The sequence below is a fragment of the Clostridium sp. C8-1-8 genome, assembly GCF_009928445.1.
Classification (GTDB): Bacteria; Bacillota; Clostridia; order Clostridiales; family Clostridiaceae; genus Clostridium_AR.
Map to the genome: position 1 here is coordinate 105,588 of NZ_JAABNO010000004.1, position 16,902 is coordinate 122,489.

At 32.2% G+C, this 16,902-nt stretch carries 18 protein-coding genes and 1 riboswitch; all 18 genes read left to right on the forward strand.

The genetic code is table 11. From position 1 onward, the window contains the following. The first annotated feature begins 24 nt into the window (after window positions 1–24). The 18 genes from GXK57_RS05970 (at window position 25) to metF (ending at window position 16,782) form a co-directional block, all read left to right on the forward strand. Window positions 25–750 (forward strand): zinc dependent phospholipase C family protein, encoded by a 726-nt coding sequence (locus GXK57_RS05970; RefSeq protein ID WP_160672959.1) that lies wholly within the window; start codon window positions 25–27, stop codon window positions 748–750. A gap of 90 nt (window positions 751–840) precedes the next feature. Next, complete coding sequence (locus GXK57_RS05975; RefSeq protein ID WP_160672963.1) at window positions 841–1,389, forward strand: hypothetical protein; 549 nt, start codon at window positions 841–843, stop codon at window positions 1,387–1,389. Beyond that, complete coding sequence (locus tag GXK57_RS05980) at window positions 1,346–3,025, forward strand: B12-binding domain-containing radical SAM protein (RefSeq protein ID WP_160672966.1); 1,680 nt, start codon at window positions 1,346–1,348, stop codon at window positions 3,023–3,025. Before GXK57_RS05975 ends, GXK57_RS05980 begins: the two co-directional genes overlap by 44 nt. Before the next feature lie 440 nt (window positions 3,026–3,465). Further along, window positions 3,466–3,795, forward strand: a complete 330-nt coding sequence (locus GXK57_RS05985) for an ATP synthase F0 subunit B (RefSeq protein ID WP_160672969.1) — start codon at window positions 3,466–3,468, stop codon at window positions 3,793–3,795. Then, window positions 3,782–5,731 (forward strand): V-type ATP synthase subunit I, encoded by a 1,950-nt coding sequence (locus GXK57_RS05990; protein WP_160672972.1) that lies wholly within the window; start codon window positions 3,782–3,784, stop codon window positions 5,729–5,731. Before GXK57_RS05985 ends, GXK57_RS05990 begins: the two co-directional genes overlap by 14 nt. A 20-nt stretch (window positions 5,732–5,751) precedes the next feature. Beyond that, a complete protein-coding gene (locus tag GXK57_RS05995) occupies window positions 5,752–6,246 on the forward strand; it encodes a V-type ATP synthase subunit K (RefSeq protein WP_160672975.1) in 495 nt (164 codons plus the stop codon). Window positions 6,247–6,284: 38 nt separating this feature from the next. Next, entirely contained in the window at window positions 6,285–6,881 is a 597-nt protein-coding gene (locus GXK57_RS06000) for a V-type ATP synthase subunit E (RefSeq protein ID WP_160672978.1), read from the forward strand. Window positions 6,882–6,899: 18 nt separating this feature from the next. Continuing rightward, the gene (locus GXK57_RS06005; RefSeq protein WP_160672981.1) at window positions 6,900–7,901 is read left to right on the forward strand and encodes a V-type ATP synthase subunit C; all 1,002 of its coding nucleotides are present in this window, start codon (window positions 6,900–6,902) and stop codon (window positions 7,899–7,901) included. Next, entirely contained in the window at window positions 7,894–8,205 is a 312-nt protein-coding gene (locus tag GXK57_RS06010) for a V-type ATP synthase subunit F (protein WP_160673488.1), read from the forward strand. Before GXK57_RS06005 ends, GXK57_RS06010 begins: the two co-directional genes overlap by 8 nt. 17 nt (window positions 8,206–8,222) lie before the next feature. Beyond that, the gene (locus GXK57_RS06015; protein ID WP_160672984.1) at window positions 8,223–9,998 is read left to right on the forward strand and encodes a V-type ATP synthase subunit A; all 1,776 of its coding nucleotides are present in this window, start codon (window positions 8,223–8,225) and stop codon (window positions 9,996–9,998) included. Next, the gene (locus GXK57_RS06020; protein ID WP_160672987.1) at window positions 9,991–11,373 is read left to right on the forward strand and encodes a V-type ATP synthase subunit B; all 1,383 of its coding nucleotides are present in this window, start codon (window positions 9,991–9,993) and stop codon (window positions 11,371–11,373) included. Before GXK57_RS06015 ends, GXK57_RS06020 begins: the two co-directional genes overlap by 8 nt. A gap of 3 nt (window positions 11,374–11,376) precedes the next feature. Further along, window positions 11,377–12,018 (forward strand): V-type ATP synthase subunit D, encoded by a 642-nt coding sequence (locus GXK57_RS06025; RefSeq protein WP_160672990.1) that lies wholly within the window; start codon window positions 11,377–11,379, stop codon window positions 12,016–12,018. Window positions 12,019–12,246: 228 nt separating this feature from the next. Then, window positions 12,247–12,681, forward strand: coding sequence for a biotin/lipoyl-containing protein (locus GXK57_RS06030; protein WP_160672993.1), 435 nt, complete (start codon window positions 12,247–12,249; stop codon window positions 12,679–12,681). 121 nt (window positions 12,682–12,802) lie between these two features. Further along, window positions 12,803–13,399: a hypothetical protein gene (locus tag GXK57_RS06035; RefSeq protein ID WP_160672996.1), complete on the forward strand. Its 597-nt coding sequence runs from the start codon at window positions 12,803–12,805 to the stop codon at window positions 13,397–13,399. A 25-nt stretch (window positions 13,400–13,424) separates the two neighbouring features. After that, window positions 13,425–13,997, forward strand: a complete 573-nt coding sequence (locus GXK57_RS06040) for a helix-turn-helix domain-containing protein (protein ID WP_160672999.1) — start codon at window positions 13,425–13,427, stop codon at window positions 13,995–13,997. 78 nt (window positions 13,998–14,075) lie between these two features. Beyond that, window positions 14,076–14,285: a hypothetical protein gene (locus GXK57_RS06045; protein ID WP_160673002.1), complete on the forward strand. Its 210-nt coding sequence runs from the start codon at window positions 14,076–14,078 to the stop codon at window positions 14,283–14,285. Between the two features lie 114 nt (window positions 14,286–14,399). Then, the gene (locus GXK57_RS06050; protein WP_160673005.1) at window positions 14,400–15,353 is read left to right on the forward strand and encodes an MraY family glycosyltransferase; all 954 of its coding nucleotides are present in this window, start codon (window positions 14,400–14,402) and stop codon (window positions 15,351–15,353) included. A 260-nt stretch (window positions 15,354–15,613) separates the two neighbouring features. Next, window positions 15,614–15,795: riboswitch (SAM riboswitch) on the forward strand. A 102-nt stretch (window positions 15,796–15,897) separates the two neighbouring features. Beyond that, window positions 15,898–16,782 (forward strand): methylenetetrahydrofolate reductase [NAD(P)H], encoded by an 885-nt coding sequence (metF, locus tag GXK57_RS06055; RefSeq protein ID WP_160673008.1) that lies wholly within the window; start codon window positions 15,898–15,900, stop codon window positions 16,780–16,782. Window positions 16,783–16,902: the final 120 nt, after the last annotated feature.

The window sequence follows — 16,902 nt, forward strand, 5'->3', positions numbered from 1 at the left end:
GTAGATAAAAGCAAGGAGAAAATTATGAGAAGACAGATGGAAAAAACTTATGGTAGGATGGCCAGAGGAGTTATGGTTGCAGTTAATCCTGTTAAGAAGATGGCTGTGAAAACTCATTGTGTTGTTCATAAATATATAAATATACAAGCGGTAGAGATATTGAAAAATGACGGGTATGACGATGCCTATATATTCTATAAAAAACATATAAAGCATTTAAATGATGGAGTCACTTGGGCGGATCAAGACTTTAAAAGTACCAATCATTTTTATCATTATAAATTAGAAAGAGGCTTATATGGTTTTTCAAATGCACTAGTTGAGTGCCAAAAGTACTATGAAGAGTCTATAAGGCTTATAAAGAATGGAGAGGAACATAAGGGGTTGTTTTTCTTAGGAGCTTCAGCACACTTGATTCAAGACATGACTGTTCCTCATCATGTTAATAACAGGCTATTAAAAAGTCATAGAAAGTTTGAGCTTTGGATTATAGATAGATTATTTAAACAATATAATTTTTCAATAATGGCTGGGACAAAAAGATATAATAGTGTGGAAGAATTCATTAAAAATAATGCTAAGTTTGCAAATAGCGTCCACCATAAGTATATGGAAATCGAGGATACAGAGCAAAGGTATTACAAAGTATCAAAAGAGATTTTAAGAGAAGCACAAATAACTACAGCAGGATATTTGCTTTTCTATTATGATACAGTAATTATGAATTACGATAAAGAAAAAGACTTGTAGAATACTGAAAAAGAATTCCGGTGATTTAGAGGAATTCTTTTTTTTATGTAGAATACTAATTTAAGATAATATTAACAAAGGTGGTATTATATGGAATATACTTTAGATTTAAGAGAGATAAATTTAGATGGAGATTTACTTGATATAGGAAAAGAAAACTATGGTATAATATATAACTTGAAAAAGAATATGGATGATGAGATATCAGTGGATTATTATAGCGATAGTAAAACTATAGCTGAAGAGGAAAAAGTATTTTACGATGGCGCGGTTTTATTTTTTACCATGGGAAAAATTTATACTAATAGCGAAAGAAGAGGTATAATAAAACATGTGTGGGATTTGATAAAAGATGATGGTTATCTTTATATATGGGATTATGATAAAAAATCAAAGGAGATAGTAAATGCCAAGATAAATGTGCTACTTCCAGGAGAAAAAACTAAATCCTTTAAATATAGAGATCTAAATCCTATCAATCAACTTAATATTGATCTTCTAAAAAAAGTTGTAGAAAGCTATTTTGAAATAGAAAAAGTTGATTTTTATGATAAAATTTACTTTGTGAAAGCAAAAAGAAGGGAAAGAACAGCGGATGAAAATATTATTAACAGGGGTAAATTCAAAATACATACATAGTAATTTAGCTATACGCTATCTTAAAGCCTATACTGAAGAGTTACCATGTGAATGTAAAATAAGAGAATTTAGCATTAATGACAGAATTGAAATAATACTAGAACAGATAATAACAGAGAAGGCAGATGTGGTGGCATTTTCTTGCTATATCTGGAATATGGAATATGTAAATAAGCTTGCAAATCTAATAAAGCTAGTTGATAGCAATATAGAGATATTATATGGTGGACCTGAGGTTTCCTATGACAGTGAGAATTTCCTTAAGGAGAACTTAGGAGAGTATGTAATTGCTGGCGAAGGAGAAGAGACCTTTAAGGAATTTGTAGAATATAAACTTGGTCAAAGAGAAATAAAATCAATTAGAGGCCTTTATTACAGAGCTGAAGATGGTATTCTATTTAATGGTATAAGACCTCAGATGAATATGAATAAATTAGTATTCCCTTATAAAGAAGGGGATAAGGAGATTCATAATAAGATTGTCTATTATGAAGCTTCTAGAGGATGTCCGTTTAAATGTAAGTATTGTTTATCTTCTACAGCAGATGGGGTTAGATTTCTAGATATAGACAGAGTAAAGAAAGAGCTAAAGTTCTTTATTGATGAAAAGGTAAGACTTGTTAAGTTTGTTGATAGAACCTTTAATTGCAAGCATGATTTTGTTAAGGAAATCTGGATCTTTCTCATAGAGCAAGATACTGAAACTACTTTTCACTTTGAGATATCAGCAGATTTATTAAGAGATGATGAGATAGAATTGTTAAACAGAGCGCCTAAAGGAAGAATTCAGCTTGAAGTTGGAGTTCAAACCACTAATAATCAGGTTTTAAATAATATAAATAGATATGTTGGTTTTGAAACTCTAAAGGATAAGGTTGTAGGGATAGCTAAGGCCAATAACGTAAAGCAACATCTAGATCTAATTGCAGGTCTGCCAGGAGAGGATTTTTCATCTTTTAAAGATTCCTTCAATGATGTGCATTCTATAAGACCTGATGAAATACAGCTTGGATTCTTAAAACTTCTAAAGGGATCTTCTATGAGAGAAGAAGCTGAAAAGTGGGGTATAGTTTATGCGCCTTACGCTCCCTATGAAATCCTAAAATCAAAGGATATAAGCTACGAAGAACTTTTAGAGCTTAAAAAGGTAGAAGAAATAGTGGATAAATACTATAATTCTCAAAAGTTTAATACTATTTTAAAATACTTCTTAAGTAAGTTTGAAAGTCCTTTTGACTTTTATCATGAAATGGGTAAGTATTTTTATGATAGAGGATATTTTAATATAAATATAGGAAACACAGAGTATTATAGAGCCTTTGTAGACTTTAATAATTATAGATTTAGCGGAGAAAATGATAAAGCAGTAAGAGATATAATCAAATATGATTATCTAAGATATAATAAGAAAAAGTGGCTTCCTGACTTTTTGAATAGAGATATTACCAAGGAAGAGGAAAGAATAATAAAGGACAATTTAAAAGAGGATATGAATCTAAAGAGAGCTCATATAGAAAAGTTTGATTTAGATGTTAAAAAGTATTTGGAAAATAATCAGTTTTGTATGGAGACTAATTACATAATATTTGACTTAGATGATGCAGATAATATGATATATCTTCAGAGGGAATATTAAAAATAAAGGCGCTGTTAAAGTACTGGGTTGAAATTAAGTGGTCAGTCATCCTATGCTTAAATGAGCTTGAGCTAATAGATTGCTCATATAGCATCTCCTTCATGACCACTTGATTTCAACGATGTTATTAAATATAGGTAAAAGAGAAAAAGTGCCACTTCTATTTGGAAAGGTAATCCGAATAGAAGTGGCACTTTTTTATAAATAATAGTGAATAAGTATAATTAAAGTGGCTGAAATTTTATATTTAAGTAAAAATATATATTCGTAAAAATAATCCTTATCATTTTTTAATGTATAAAAAGTCCGTTGATGGATGTAAAAAAAATGAAAATGAGTTGAAAAATAACTGAAAACATGGTATCCTTTAATAATAAAGCGTTATTAAATAACCTATAAAGCATTAATGTATATTGGTGGTATAGAGGAGGGATGAAGGCTTGGCACTAGAAGCAGTTAAAGAAATAACTAATGCAGAGAAGATGGCAGAGAAACTTATAATAGAGGCTAACAAAAAAAGCAAGGAAATAATAAAAAGTGCTACAAAATTTGGTGAAGAAGAATATAAAAAAGTTTTAATGCAAAGCAAAGAAGAAGCTGAGAAACTATTAGATTCTGCTACTGAAAGGGCTAAAAAGCAAATTGAAACTCTTAGCATACAGACAAATAAAGAGTTAGATGAAATAAATAAAAACCTTACAGAAGAAAAAAAACATAGTGCGGTGAAATTAATAATTGAGAGGATAGTGGATATTCATGGCAATAGTTAAGATGAATAAATTTACATTACTCTCTATCCAATCTGACAAAGATAAGCTTCTAACCGCTCTGCAAAAATTAAAAAAGGTTCAATTTATTAATCTTCAAGCTGAAGAAAAGTTAGAAGATGACCAGAATAGTAGAACTATAATGAAAGATAACCTAGGAGAAGAGTATGAAGTTTATGAACAATGTCTTTCGAAAATAACTTTTTCAATAGACTTTATAAATAAGTTTTTTCCAGAAAAGAAACCTTTACTTTCTATGCTTCAGGATAAAAGAGAAGTTACTATCAATGAGCTAGAAGCTATTGCTACAGACAGTGATTGGAATGAGGTTTATGAAGAGCTTAAAGCTAAAGAAATTTATTTAAGTGATTTAGATAACAAAATTAATTCACTTAAGGGAGCCATTGACGAGCTAAAGAACTGGGAAGCTTTAGATGTTGAACCTTCTAGATTTAAACAATTCAAAGCTTCAAAGGCTATATTAGGAACCTTATCAAAGCAATATGAAAGCAATGCATTAAAAGAGCTAGAAGAAAAGCTTAATTATTCTTATATAGAGATCGTGCAGAGAACAAATCAGGATCTATATCTATTGGTCATCACTCATAATTGTGAAACTGACCTTACTGAGGAAATTTTAAAAAACTACGGGTTCACATCTTTTACTTCAGATATAAAAAGTATTCCAAAAGAATATATAGAAAATAATTTAACACAGATAGAAGAAATAAGAGCAGAGAAAAAACACATAATAGCAGCTATATCTAAGTTTGAAGATAAAAGAGAAGAATTATTGTTTGCGTATGAATACTACAATAACCTTATAACTAAACTACAAGTTTCTATTAACTTCTTAAAAACAAAAAATGTAATAGCTATTTCTGGGTGGAATCCTGTTGAAGCCAATGATGAATTGAAGAGGACTATAGAAGAGGCAATTGGATCAGATTACTATATAGAGTTTGAAGAAGTAAGACAAGAAGAGCTAGAGCAGGTACCAATTAAGCTTAAGAACAATAAATTCGCAGCTTCTTTTGAGGGCGTCATTGAAATGTATAGCATGCCAGTTTACTCTGAAGTAGATCCTACACCAATACTTTCTATATTCTATTTCTTATTCTTCGGCATGATGTTATCGGATGCAGGCTATGGTTTGATTATAGTTGCAGCAGCCAGTTTTGCGCTCTATAGGGTAAAGGATGAGGAAAAGAGAAAAAGTTACAAGCTGTTCTTCTTAGCTGGATTATCTACGGTTATATGGGGAGCAATATATGGAGGTTGGTTTGGAGATCTTCCAAGCTATTTTGGAATAGTTCCGCCAAAGTTATTAGATAGTACAGGAGATATAACAACAATATTTATAATGTCCTTAGGCTTTGGGATAGTGCACATATTTATAGGTCTTGGGATTAAAGGCTATATGCTTATAAGAGCAGGAGATATAAGGGCTGCTATATATGACGTATTAACTTGGTATATAACACTAATAGGGATACTTATAGCTATTTTAGGTATAGGAGGAAAGTTAGGGTTAATAATGATAGTGGTAGGCTTAGTAGTTCTATTGCTTACACAAGGTAGAAGCGCTCCAACTATAGGAGGAAAGATAGGTTGGGGGGTATATGGAGTTTATGGTATAACAAGCTACTTAGGCGATATAGTTTCTTATTCTAGATTATTGGCTTTAGGACTAGCTACAGGATTTATTGCTAATGCCTTAAATCTTATAATCAGCCTGATTCCATCGCCTTACAAATATGTATTAGCGCCATTCTTATTTGTAGGTTTGCATACTTTTAATTTACTGGTAAATGCCTTAGGAGCGTATGTGCATGCAGCAAGACTTCAGTATTTGGAGTTCTTTAACAAGTTTTATGAAGGTGGGGGCAAGAAATTTACTCCATACAACTTTTCAAATAAATATATAAAGATTAAATAATAAGGAGAGAAAATGAAGTTATGAATACATGGGTAGAATTTTTTCAATCAACAAGTAATGGTTTGATAATGGCACTATTAGGGGCTGCACTTGCAGTAGGACTCGCAGGCATAGGTTCTGCACAAGGAATAGGAATTGCAGGTCAAGCAGCAGCAGGGCTTATGACAGAAGAGCCAGAAAAGTTTGGTAAGACTTTTATTCTTGTAGCGCTTCCTGGTACTCAGGGGTTATATGGATTTGTTATAGCTTTATTATTATTTACTAAGATAGGAATTTTTGGAGGGGATGCTCCTAGTTTATCTTTAGGATTAAAGTATTTCATGGCTTGCCTTCCTGTTGCTATAGCAGGTTGGAGATCAGCTATATGGCAAGGTAAGGTAGCTGCAGCTGGGGTACAAATCTTAGCTAAGAGGCCTAACGATGTAATGAAGGGTGTAATATATGCAGTTATGGTTGAAACCTATGCAGTTTTAGGCTTCGTAGCATCACTGTTCATGGTTTTGTTTGTTAAATAAGTAATAAGATACCTTGTTGAGGGTTTGGAGTGATATAAATGTCTAAAATAGAGCATTTAGTTAATAAAATACTTAAAGATGCTGAAGGTGAGAGTAAAAGAATCTTAGAAGAAGCTGAAAAAGAGAAAGAGTTGGTTGTAAGAAAAACGCTTGAAGAAGCAAAAAAAGTAGAAAAAACTATAATAGCTAAAGCCTATGAAGAAGCTGAATTAAAGAGAGAAAGAATGCTGTCAACTGCATCCTTAAAACTGAGAAATGAAAAGCTTGAGCTTAAGCAGAAAATAATGGATGAGGTGTTTCAGCAAGCTTTAAATGATCTTTGTTCTATGACTAAAGATGATTTCTTAATATACTTAAAGTCGGTAATTTTAAAAGCAGATATTAAAGGTGATGAGAAGCTTATACTTAACTCTTATGGAAAAGACATTGTGGATAGTTCTTTCATTGCTGAACTTAATACAGAACTTTTAAACATGGGCAAGGTTGGGACGCTTACAATAAGCGAAGAAACTAGAAATTTTAGAGGTGGTTTTATACTGGAGAAAAATGGAGTGGAAATAAATAATACCTTTGAGGCGCTAATAAGTTCTTGTAGGGATGAATTGGAAACAGAGGTAGCAAGTATTCTATTTTAATTGAGGAGGCTTAAATATATGGAGGCTATGGATTTTACCCAGGTTATTCCGAGGATTAGAGTGCTTGAAAACAGACTCCTTGATAAAGCTAAAATTGATAGGATGACTGATGCAGCTTCTACTGAAGAGGTATTAAAAATACTGCAGGAAACTGAGTATAATAATGTTTTAAATAACTCAAGTAATCCTAGAGCTTATGAGGGAGTATTGAGTAATGAATTACAGAGAGTATTTAACCTAATGTATGAGGTTAGTCCTTATAGAGAGATAGTTGACTTGATGAGCATTAAGTATGACTTTCATAATATAAAAGTTCTAATAAAAAGCAAACTTTCTGAAAAGGATATGAAGGATATATTAGTTAATATAGGAACTGTAGAGCTTGAGAAGCTAAGTGATGCTGTAATGAATGAAAGTTATAGAGATATACCTAAGGTTATGGCAAAGGCAATAGAAGAAGTTCTTTTAGATTTCTCAAAGGAAAAAGATCCTCAGAGGATAGATATAATAGTAGATCGATATCAATATCAGGCAATAAGGGATATTTCAGAACTACTAGATAATCCTTTCATAGGAAGGTATGTAGATTTTTCAATAGATCTAAGTAATATAATAACCTTATTAAGAGTGAAAAAACTTAAAAAAGGAAGAGAGTTTTTTAGAGAAACTTTATTAACTGGAGGAAAGCTAGACAAGGATAAGTTGCTTATTCTATTAAATGAAGCTCCAGAAAATATATATAATAAGCTAGCTCATACTGAGTACGCAATGGTACTTAAAAGTAGCATTGACCATTATATAAAAACGGAATCTGCTAGTAACATAGAAAAACTTAGTGATAATTACCTAATGAAGTTTATGAAGGATGCTAAGTATGTAACTTTTGGACCAGAGCCTATATTAGCCTATATATTTGCAAAAGAAAGTGAGATAAAGAATTTAAGGATTATAATGGTTGGAAAGTTAAATAACATTCCTTCAGAAGTTATAAGAGAAAGGCTGCGTGAGGTATATGTATAAAGGTATAGCAGTTGTAGGAGATAAGGATTCAGTGCTTGCTTTTAAGGCCTTAGGCATAGAGGTGTTTCCAGTTTTTGAGGTGGAAGAGGCGAGAAAAACTATAGATAGACTAGCTATGAAGGATTATGGCGTTATTTTTGTCACAGAACAAGTGGCAAAGGATATTGAAGATACAATAGAGAGATATAGTAAACAAACACTCCCTGCAGTTATACTTATTCCTAGCAACCAAGGATCTTTAAATATAGGATTAAGAAGAATAAGAGATAATGTTGAGAAGGCAGTAGGAGTGAACATCTTATAGGAAGGTAGGTTGGTATATTGAAGACAGGAAGGATAATAAAGGTTTCTGGACCTTTGGTTGTTGCTGAAGGAATGGAAGAGGCCAACCTTTATGATGTAGTTAAGGTTGGAGAAAAAGGGTTAATTGGTGAAATAATTGAGATGAGGCAGGATAGAGCCTCAATACAAGTATACGAAGAGACTGCAGGTATCGGACCAGGAGATCCGGTAATATCAACTGGAGAACCGCTTTCTGTAGAGCTAGGACCTGGATTGATAGAATCAATGTTTGATGGTATTCAGAGACCCTTAGATGCCTTTATGAAGGCTTCTAACAGTGCGTTTCTTGTAAAAGGACTATCTATAAAAGCTTTAAATAGGGAAAAAAGATGGATCTTTAAAGCAGTAGCGAATATAGGTAATAAAGTTTCAGCAGGTGATATCTTAGGAACAGTACAAGAAACTTCAGTTATAGAACAAAAAATATTAGTTCCATATGGGGTTGAAGGCACTATTAAGGATATAAGAAGTGGAGAGTTTACTGTAGAAGAAAAAATCTGTTCTATAGCAACTAACTATGGAGTTAAGGAAATAACTATGCTCCAGAAGTGGCCGGTAAGAAAGGGAAGACCCTATAGAAGAAAGCTAAATCCAGTAGAACCTATGGTTACTGGTCAAAGGGTAATAGATACGTTTTTTCCAGTAGCAAAAGGTGGAGCGGCAGCAGTTCCTGGGCCTTTCGGAGCAGGAAAAACAGTGGTGCAGCATCAAATAGCAAAATGGGGTGATGCAGAAATTGTAGTATATGTTGGTTGCGGTGAGCGTGGTAATGAGATGACGGACGTTCTTAATGAGTTTCCAGAACTTAAAGACCCTAAAACTGGAGAGAGTTTAATGAAACGTACAGTGCTTATAGCAAACACCTCCAATATGCCCGTAGCTGCAAGAGAAGCATCTATATATACAGGAATAACCATAGCAGAATATTTTAGAGATATGGGATATTCGGTTTCAATAATGGCAGATTCTACATCGAGATGGGCAGAGGCTTTAAGAGAAATGTCAGGTAGACTTGAAGAGATGCCTGGTGATGAAGGATATCCTGCTTATTTAGGCTCTAGACTAGCTGACTATTATGAAAGGGCAGGGAAAGTTGTATGTTTAGGTACTGAAAAAAGACAAGGTAGCATTACCGCTATAGGGGCAGTATCTCCTCCAGGTGGTGATATATCTGAGCCAGTATCTCAAGCTACTTTAAGAATTGTAAAAGTGTTCTGGGGATTGGATGCCCAGCTTGCATATAGAAGACATTTTCCAGCTATAAATTGGCTTAATTCATATTCTTTATATGCAGATAGAGTTGGACAATGGATGGATAGAAATATAGATGAGCAGTGGTCAGCCTTGAGAACAGAAGCCATGACACTATTACAGGAGGAAGCAAATCTCCAGGAAATTGTTAGGCTTGTAGGCATAGATGCATTATCAGAAGCTGATAGATTGAAGCTTGAGGTTGCCAAGTCCATAAGAGAAGACTATCTTCAGCAAAATGCCTTTCATGAAGAAGATGCATATACTACGTTAACTAAGCAATATAAGATGCTTAAGTTAGTGTTAAGCTTTAAGAAAGAGGCTGAAAGAGCACTTTCCAATGGTATATATCTAGAAAAAATACTTAACATTCCTTCAAGAGAAAGAATTTCTAGAAGTAAGTATATATCAGAAAATGAACTTTCAAGAATAGACCACATTTCGGAAGCACTTAAGGCAGATATAGATAATCTTATAGCAGAAGGAGGTGTACTAGATGCTTAAAGAGTATAGAACAGTCACAGAAGTAGTAGGTCCTTTGATGATCGTGGATAATGTTGAGGGAATCAAATATGATGAGCTTGTAGAGATAGAATTGCATACTGGAGAAAAAAGAAGAGGTAAAGTGCTTGAAGTACATGAAAAAAAAGCAATGGTACAGCTTTTTGAAGGATCTTCAGGGATCAATCTAAATAAAACTAAAGTAAAGTTTTTAGGTAGACCTTTAGAAATCGGAGTTTCTGAAGATATGCTTGGGAGAATATTTGATGGTATGGGAAGACCTAAGGATGGAGGTCCGAAGATAATAGCAGAGAAAAGGCTTGATATTGCTGGAGAGGCTATCAATCCAGTGGCAAGAAACTACCCATCTGAATTCATTCAAACAGGTATATCTGCCATTGATGGATTAAATACATTGGTTAGAGGACAGAAGCTTCCTGTGTTTTCAGGCTCAGGGCTTCCACATGCGGAACTTGCTGCACAAATAGCTAGACAGGCAAAGGTTCTAAACTCTGATTCTAAGTTCGCAGTCGTATTTGCAGCTATAGGAATTACTTTTGAAGAAGCAGAGTTCTTTGTGGAAGAGTTCACTGACACTGGTGCTATAAATAGATCTGTACTGTTTATGAATCTTGCGTCAGATCCAGCGATAGAGAGAATAGCAACGCCAAGAATGGCTCTTACTACTGCGGAGTACTTAGCTTATGAGAAGGGGATGCATGTACTTGTTATAATGACAGATATAACGAATTACTGCGAAGCGCTTAGAGAAGTGTCTGCAGCTAGAAAAGAAGTTCCAGGAAGAAGAGGTTATCCTGGATATCTATATACAGATTTGTCTACTCTTTATGAAAGAGCAGGAAGAATAAAAGGGAAGGAAGGGTCTATAACTCAGATTCCTATTCTTACAATGCCAGAAGATGATAAGACTCATCCTATTCCAGATCTAACAGGTTATATAACAGAAGGACAGATAATTCTTTCAAGGGAATTGTATAAAAAAGGTGTTATGCCTCCAATTGATGTATTACCGTCACTTTCAAGGTTAAAAGATAAAGGGATAGGTAAAGGAAAGACAAGAGAAGATCATTCAGATACCCTAAATCAATTATTCTCAGCTTATGCTCAAGGTAAGGAGGCAAAGGAACTTGCAACAATCCTTGGAGAATCAGCTCTATCAGAGGTAGATAAAAGTTTTGCTAAGTTTGCTGAGGCTTTTGAAAAAAACTACGTAGCACAAGGCTTTTATTCAAATAGAACCATTGAGGAAACCTTAAATATTGGATGGGGATTGCTAAAAATACTTCCTAAGAGTGAGCTTAAAAGAATCAGAGAAGAATATTTAGAAAAATATTTACCTTTAGGAGAGGGTGAATAGTTTATGGCAATACTTAATGTTAATCCTACGAGAATGGAGCTTACCAAGCTTAAAAAAAGATTAGCTACAGCAACTAGAGGACACAAGCTTTTGAAGGATAAACAAGATGAGCTTATGAGGCAGTTTATAAGTCTAGTAAAGTACAACAATGAGCTTAGAAAAGAAGTCGAGCAGGAGCTATACGGCTCTTTAAAAGATTTTGTTATGGCAAGTGCAGTAATGAGTTCGGAGTTTTTAGAAGAAGCAGTTGCTTATCCTAAAGAGAACATAACTGTTGATATAAAAAGCAAGAACATAATGAGTGTCAACGTGCCAGTTATGGACTTTAAGAGAAAGTTAGAAGGGGATAAAGGAAGCATATTTCCTTACGGCTTTGCCAGTACATCTTCAGAGCTTGACGATTCTATAGGTCAGCTATATAACGTACTGCCTAGGCTTTTGAAGCTTGCAGAGATTGAGAAAAGCTGCCAGCTTATGGCTGACGAAATAGAAAAGACAAGGAGAAGAGTTAATGCACTTGAGTATAGGACGATACCAGAACTTGAAGAAACTATAAAGTATATTAGAATGAAGCTTGAAGAAAATGAGAGAAGTGCATTAACTAGGCTGATGAAGGTTAAAGAAATAATTTCTGAGAAAAAATAATTTGAATATATATTTAATAAAGTGATTTCTGCCTATGGTGGAGGTCACTTTTTTAAAAACTTTTTATTGTATATGAGATTAGATATATATTTTTTATAAGTAGAGTTTTATAATATACTAAATGCGTTGAATTAGAAAACGATATATGTTGGTTTCTGGATAGTAAAGCATTAGTACATTTTTTAAAGCTACGTCATATTGAGAGTGTAGTTAAATGGAGTATTTTACATGAGAAAAAGTGAATTTGATATACATGATATTATTAAGTTAGTTAAAAGTGCAAGAGAAGAAGGTATTGCAGAATTTTTTTATAATAGTGAAAGAGTTAAGTTGAAATTTAGCTCTTATAATAATGGTCGTGTTAAAAAAGAAGTTAAAGATGAAGTTGCTATAGATGATGAGACAAGCTTAAAACATGAGAATATTATTATAAAATCTGAATATGTAGCTAGAATAAGACTTAATGATGAAAATGGGAAACCATTTGTGAAAGTGGGGAGTTGCATTAAGAAGGGAATGAAGCTTGCAGAGTATGAGTATCTTAAGATAAACTTAGATATTCTAAGTCCTTGCGATGGAGTGATTTCTAACATTCTTGTAGAAGATAGTATTATTGTAGATTACAATAAAAATTTGATAATTATAGATGTGACTAATAAATAATTATTAAATTTTATTTATCAATAAAATAATATGAGTTTAAAATGGAGTAATGCTATATTTATCTGTTTATAATACATAAATTATATGGTATAATACAGAAAAAGGTTTTAGGAGAAGTACTATGGGGAAAATAGATATGAAAAAGATTTTGTTGTTCACTATAGTATCAGTTATAGTCATCACTTTTGCAGTATTATTGTGGACAAGTGTTTCTGGTTACTCTTCAAGCCTGAAAGATAATGAGAAGGATTTTGAGAGTTATATCGAAAAAACTGTTGGATATGATGTTAACATATTAACAATAAAAGAACAAGAAAATTACAAATATATAATGTTTACTAAAAAAGGATCTAGTGATGCCAATCTCTTTGCTTTTAAAAAATGGCATTTTAATAGATTTATTGATGCTGGTGCTACTTTTCACTCCAAGGCTATGGAGCAAGGTAAATCTAGTAAGTCACTATTTGGAGCACTTAAGATTAGTGAAGAAAAAAATAATCAGAAGTATATAATTTTTGGAATTAATTCTTTAGATATAGCAAAGTATTATACTGTAGATATAAATGAAAAGCAGTATAAGAAAGATATTAAAGAAATCTATTTTATAGATATTTTATATTTTCATGAATCGAAAGCGTTAGTACTAGGAGATATAAAGTTTTATGGTAAGCATGATGAAGATGTAACAGACAAACTTATAATTAAAGATGAGAATTGACAATAAACCAGTAGAGGTGAGAGTAATGAAAGATAAGGTTAAATTGACCACTTTAGAGCAGATTAAAGCGTATTCAGATCCATATAGATTGAGGATACTTACTTTGTTAAGAAATAGGGGAGATGCGGCAACTGTTAAGGAAATAGCTGATGAACTAGGAGAAGTACCGGCTAAAGTCCATTATCACATAAAAAAGCTTGAGAAAGCAGGTATTGTTGAGCTAATCAGAACAAAAGAAGTTAAAGGGATAATTGCAAAATATTATTACCTTACTGCTGATAGATTTGAAATTGTTGGAGAAAATATAGGTGAACAGGCAAAGCAAATCTATAAATCAGAAGTACTTAATTTAGTAAGTGACTATTATCAAAATTCTAGAACTGATGTGATTGATTCATTGAGTTCAAGAATAGGAGAGCACAGCGATGAATTTAATATATCTCTTACCTCAAGAACTCTATACTTAACTAAGGAAGAATTTGATGAGCTTAACACTATAACAAGAGAACTTTTTGCTAAGTATGAAAATAAGCGAGAAGGAACAATATCCTGCCACGGATTTTCAGTATTATGTAAAATGGAAGATGATAAAAAGTAAGCATTTACACAAAGTTAATAATCATAAATTAAATATTGTCATATCATATATAGATATTATGTGATAGGAGTAATAGTGATGAGGATTGTTATAGATATAGACATACTTAATCATTCAGAAATACTTGAAAGACATAAAGGTGGCTTTGCTAGTTTGCTTGGTAATAGTAGCTTTGTAAGAGAGCAAGTGGAGCGAGAAGTAAAAAAACAAATCCTAGTAAAGTTGTCTAAATCTTTAAAAGAAGGGTTATCAGAAAATGGAGTTAAGGCAAGGATAAGAATAGATTAAAATGGGGCTCAATATGAGACCCTTTCTTTTTCTTTTTGTAACCAAATTTTCTTTGAATGTCTTTAAGAATATTATATAATATTGTTGTGTCTTAGGATAAAAGGAGAGATTTTAATGTTTAATTATATTATAGGAATTATAGTATCTTCCTTGATTGTAGTACTTATAATTCCATCCTTAATGAAGATTGCTGAAAAAATAGAATTTACTGATAAACCTACCAAGAGGAAAATTCATGAGAAGCCTATTCCTATAATCGGCGGAGTGGCTATGTTCATAGGTTTTTTTATAGGATACTTTTTACTGGTTAAAAATGATAGAATCGGAAGCTTATATTTGTTTATTTCATCTATCATGATTTTAAGCATTGGTTTGATAGATGATTATTACAAAACAAGAGGAAAAGAATTCATGATTCTTCCGAGAGTAATCATACAGGTCTTAGCAGCTACATTAGTATATAAATCAGGAATAGTTTTTAATGGGATCACAAATCCTTTCAATGGGAGTTATGTGGAGTTACCAACCATACTTAGGTATTTACTTACTATTACTTGGATATTCGGTGTAACAACTGTTATCAATTGGTCTGATGGTATGGATGGAGTAGCTGGAGGAATATCAGCTATATCAGCTACAACACTTTTTGTAGTGGCATTGGCAAAAGGGCAAACAGATTCTGCTTTGATGGCTATAATTTTAGTGGGTTCAATACTTGGTTTTTTAAAATACAATAGACACCCAGCAAGAATATTTATGGGAGATTCGGGAGCTAACTTTATAGGATTTACGCTAGCTATAATCGCTTTAGATGGTGCATTTAAGCAAGCTACAGTTATGTCTATATTTATACCATTTTTAGCTTTAGGAGTACCTATATTTGATAATTTATTTGTTATATTTAAGAGATTTATAGAAGGTAAACCAGTTTATCAAGCTGATAGAAGTCAGATACATTATAGACTTGAAAAAAAGGGAATGAATACAAGACAGGTAGTTTCATATATATGTTTAATAAGTACATGTCTAAGTCTTATCTCTATATTAATATTGTTATTAAGGTTATAGTTATATGTAGTTAATTTTTTAGGAATTACTGATGAAATCTAAAGCGCTGGTAAAAGTATTATGAAAAATAGTCTGTCTTTTTCATAGAAAATTATTAATTAATTTATTAGGTATAAATTAATTGAAAAATAATATTATAATAATATGAATATAGATAAATCTTATTATAGTTAGATGTGGCTTTTGATAATACTTATAATAAAGTCATTTACATAAATTAATTAATAATATATAATAAAATAATTAAAACTGAATAATTATTCTTATCAAGAGTGGTGGAGGGACTGGCCCTATGAAACCCGGCAACCTTATATACAGGTGTTTTGATAGACTTAGCTTATATATTTTATATTGTATATATATAGAATATATAAGTTATTAGCCTATAGAAGCTAAAAATATAAAGGTGCTAAATCCTGCAGTTTTTACTGGAAGATAGGATATACTTTGGATTTAACCTAGAGGTATATTCTCTAGGTTTTTTATTGTTAAATAAAGAATAAAAAGGAAATTAAATAAATAATATGAAAAAGGATGATTGTATATGTTTATAAAAGAATTATTTAAACAGAAAAAGTTAGTATACTCTTTTGAAATATTCCCTCCAAAACTAACATCACCAATTGATACGGTTTATAAGACTATTGAAGAGTTAGCAACTTTAAATCCAGATTACATAAGTGTGACTTACGGTGCTGGTGGTAGTGTAAACAATAATAGAACCTGTGAGTTGAGTTCTTTAGTTAAAAATAAGTATGGTATAGAAGCCTTAGCTCATCTTACATGCATAAACTCTGACGAAGAAAAGATAACTAAGATTGTAGAGAGTTTGAACAAAAATAACGTGAAAAATATACTAGCGCTTAGAGGAGATATAAATGAGGAACAAAACATGGGAGATAGCTATAAGTATGCATATCAGCTTATTGAATATTTAAAAGAAAGAGGAAATATATGTTTGGGAGCAGCTTGTTATCCTGAAGGGCACATACAAAGCGATAATATTGATAAAGATATAATATACTTAAAAAACAAAGTTGATGCAGGTGCAGATTTCTTAATATCTCAATTGTTTTTTGATAATAGCCTTTACTATACATTTTTAGATAAAGCTTATAAAAAAGGTATAAACGTGCCTATACAAGCTGGGATAATGCCAGTTACCAATAAGAAGCAAATAGAGAGAATTGCATCTCTCTCAGGAGCATATCTGCCTGAAAAGTTTATAAAAATAATGGATAAGTATGAACATAATCAAGAGGCTTTAAGAGATGCAGGAATTGCTTACGCTACAGAACAAATTGTTGATCTAGTTTCTAGTGGAGTAGATGGAATTCATCTTTATACCATGAATAATCCATATATAGCCAATAAGATAACTACCAGCATTTCTTCACTAATTAACCATATTAATAAAGAGGCTATATAAAGAGTTTCTACAACAAAACTTAATTTATACTTTTATATAACAAGCAACCTTAGCAATAATTTCAACGAATATGATACCTCTATATAAAGCAAAATAAATATATCCCAAATACCTATAACT

Excerpts from the sequence above, each read along its gene's own strand:
- GXK57_RS05970 (WP_160672959.1), top strand. The coding sequence starts at position 25 with ATGAGAAGACAGATGGAAAAAACTTATGGTAGGATGGCCAGAGGAGTT.
- GXK57_RS05975 (WP_160672963.1), top strand. The coding sequence starts at position 841 with ATGGAATATACTTTAGATTTAAGAGAGATAAATTTAGATGGAGATTTA.
- GXK57_RS05980 (WP_160672966.1), top strand. The coding sequence starts at position 1,346 with ATGAAAATATTATTAACAGGGGTAAATTCAAAATACATACATAGTAAT.
- GXK57_RS05990 (WP_160672972.1), top strand. The coding sequence starts at position 3,782 with ATGGCAATAGTTAAGATGAATAAATTTACATTACTCTCTATCCAATCT.
- GXK57_RS05995 (WP_160672975.1), top strand. The coding sequence starts at position 5,752 with ATGAATACATGGGTAGAATTTTTTCAATCAACAAGTAATGGTTTGATA.
- GXK57_RS06000 (WP_160672978.1), top strand. The coding sequence starts at position 6,285 with ATGTCTAAAATAGAGCATTTAGTTAATAAAATACTTAAAGATGCTGAA.
- GXK57_RS06005 (WP_160672981.1), top strand. The coding sequence starts at position 6,900 with ATGGAGGCTATGGATTTTACCCAGGTTATTCCGAGGATTAGAGTGCTT.
- GXK57_RS06010 (WP_160673488.1), top strand. The coding sequence starts at position 7,894 with ATGTATAAAGGTATAGCAGTTGTAGGAGATAAGGATTCAGTGCTTGCT.
- GXK57_RS06020 (WP_160672987.1), top strand. The coding sequence starts at position 9,991 with ATGCTTAAAGAGTATAGAACAGTCACAGAAGTAGTAGGTCCTTTGATG.
- GXK57_RS06025 (WP_160672990.1), top strand. The coding sequence starts at position 11,377 with ATGGCAATACTTAATGTTAATCCTACGAGAATGGAGCTTACCAAGCTT.
- GXK57_RS06030 (WP_160672993.1), top strand. The coding sequence starts at position 12,247 with ATGAGAAAAAGTGAATTTGATATACATGATATTATTAAGTTAGTTAAA.
- GXK57_RS06035 (WP_160672996.1), top strand. The coding sequence starts at position 12,803 with ATGGGGAAAATAGATATGAAAAAGATTTTGTTGTTCACTATAGTATCA.
- GXK57_RS06040 (WP_160672999.1), top strand. The coding sequence starts at position 13,425 with ATGAAAGATAAGGTTAAATTGACCACTTTAGAGCAGATTAAAGCGTAT.
- GXK57_RS06045 (WP_160673002.1), top strand. The coding sequence starts at position 14,076 with ATGAGGATTGTTATAGATATAGACATACTTAATCATTCAGAAATACTT.
- GXK57_RS06050 (WP_160673005.1), top strand. The coding sequence starts at position 14,400 with ATGTTTAATTATATTATAGGAATTATAGTATCTTCCTTGATTGTAGTA.
- metF (WP_160673008.1), top strand. The coding sequence starts at position 15,898 with ATGTTTATAAAAGAATTATTTAAACAGAAAAAGTTAGTATACTCTTTT.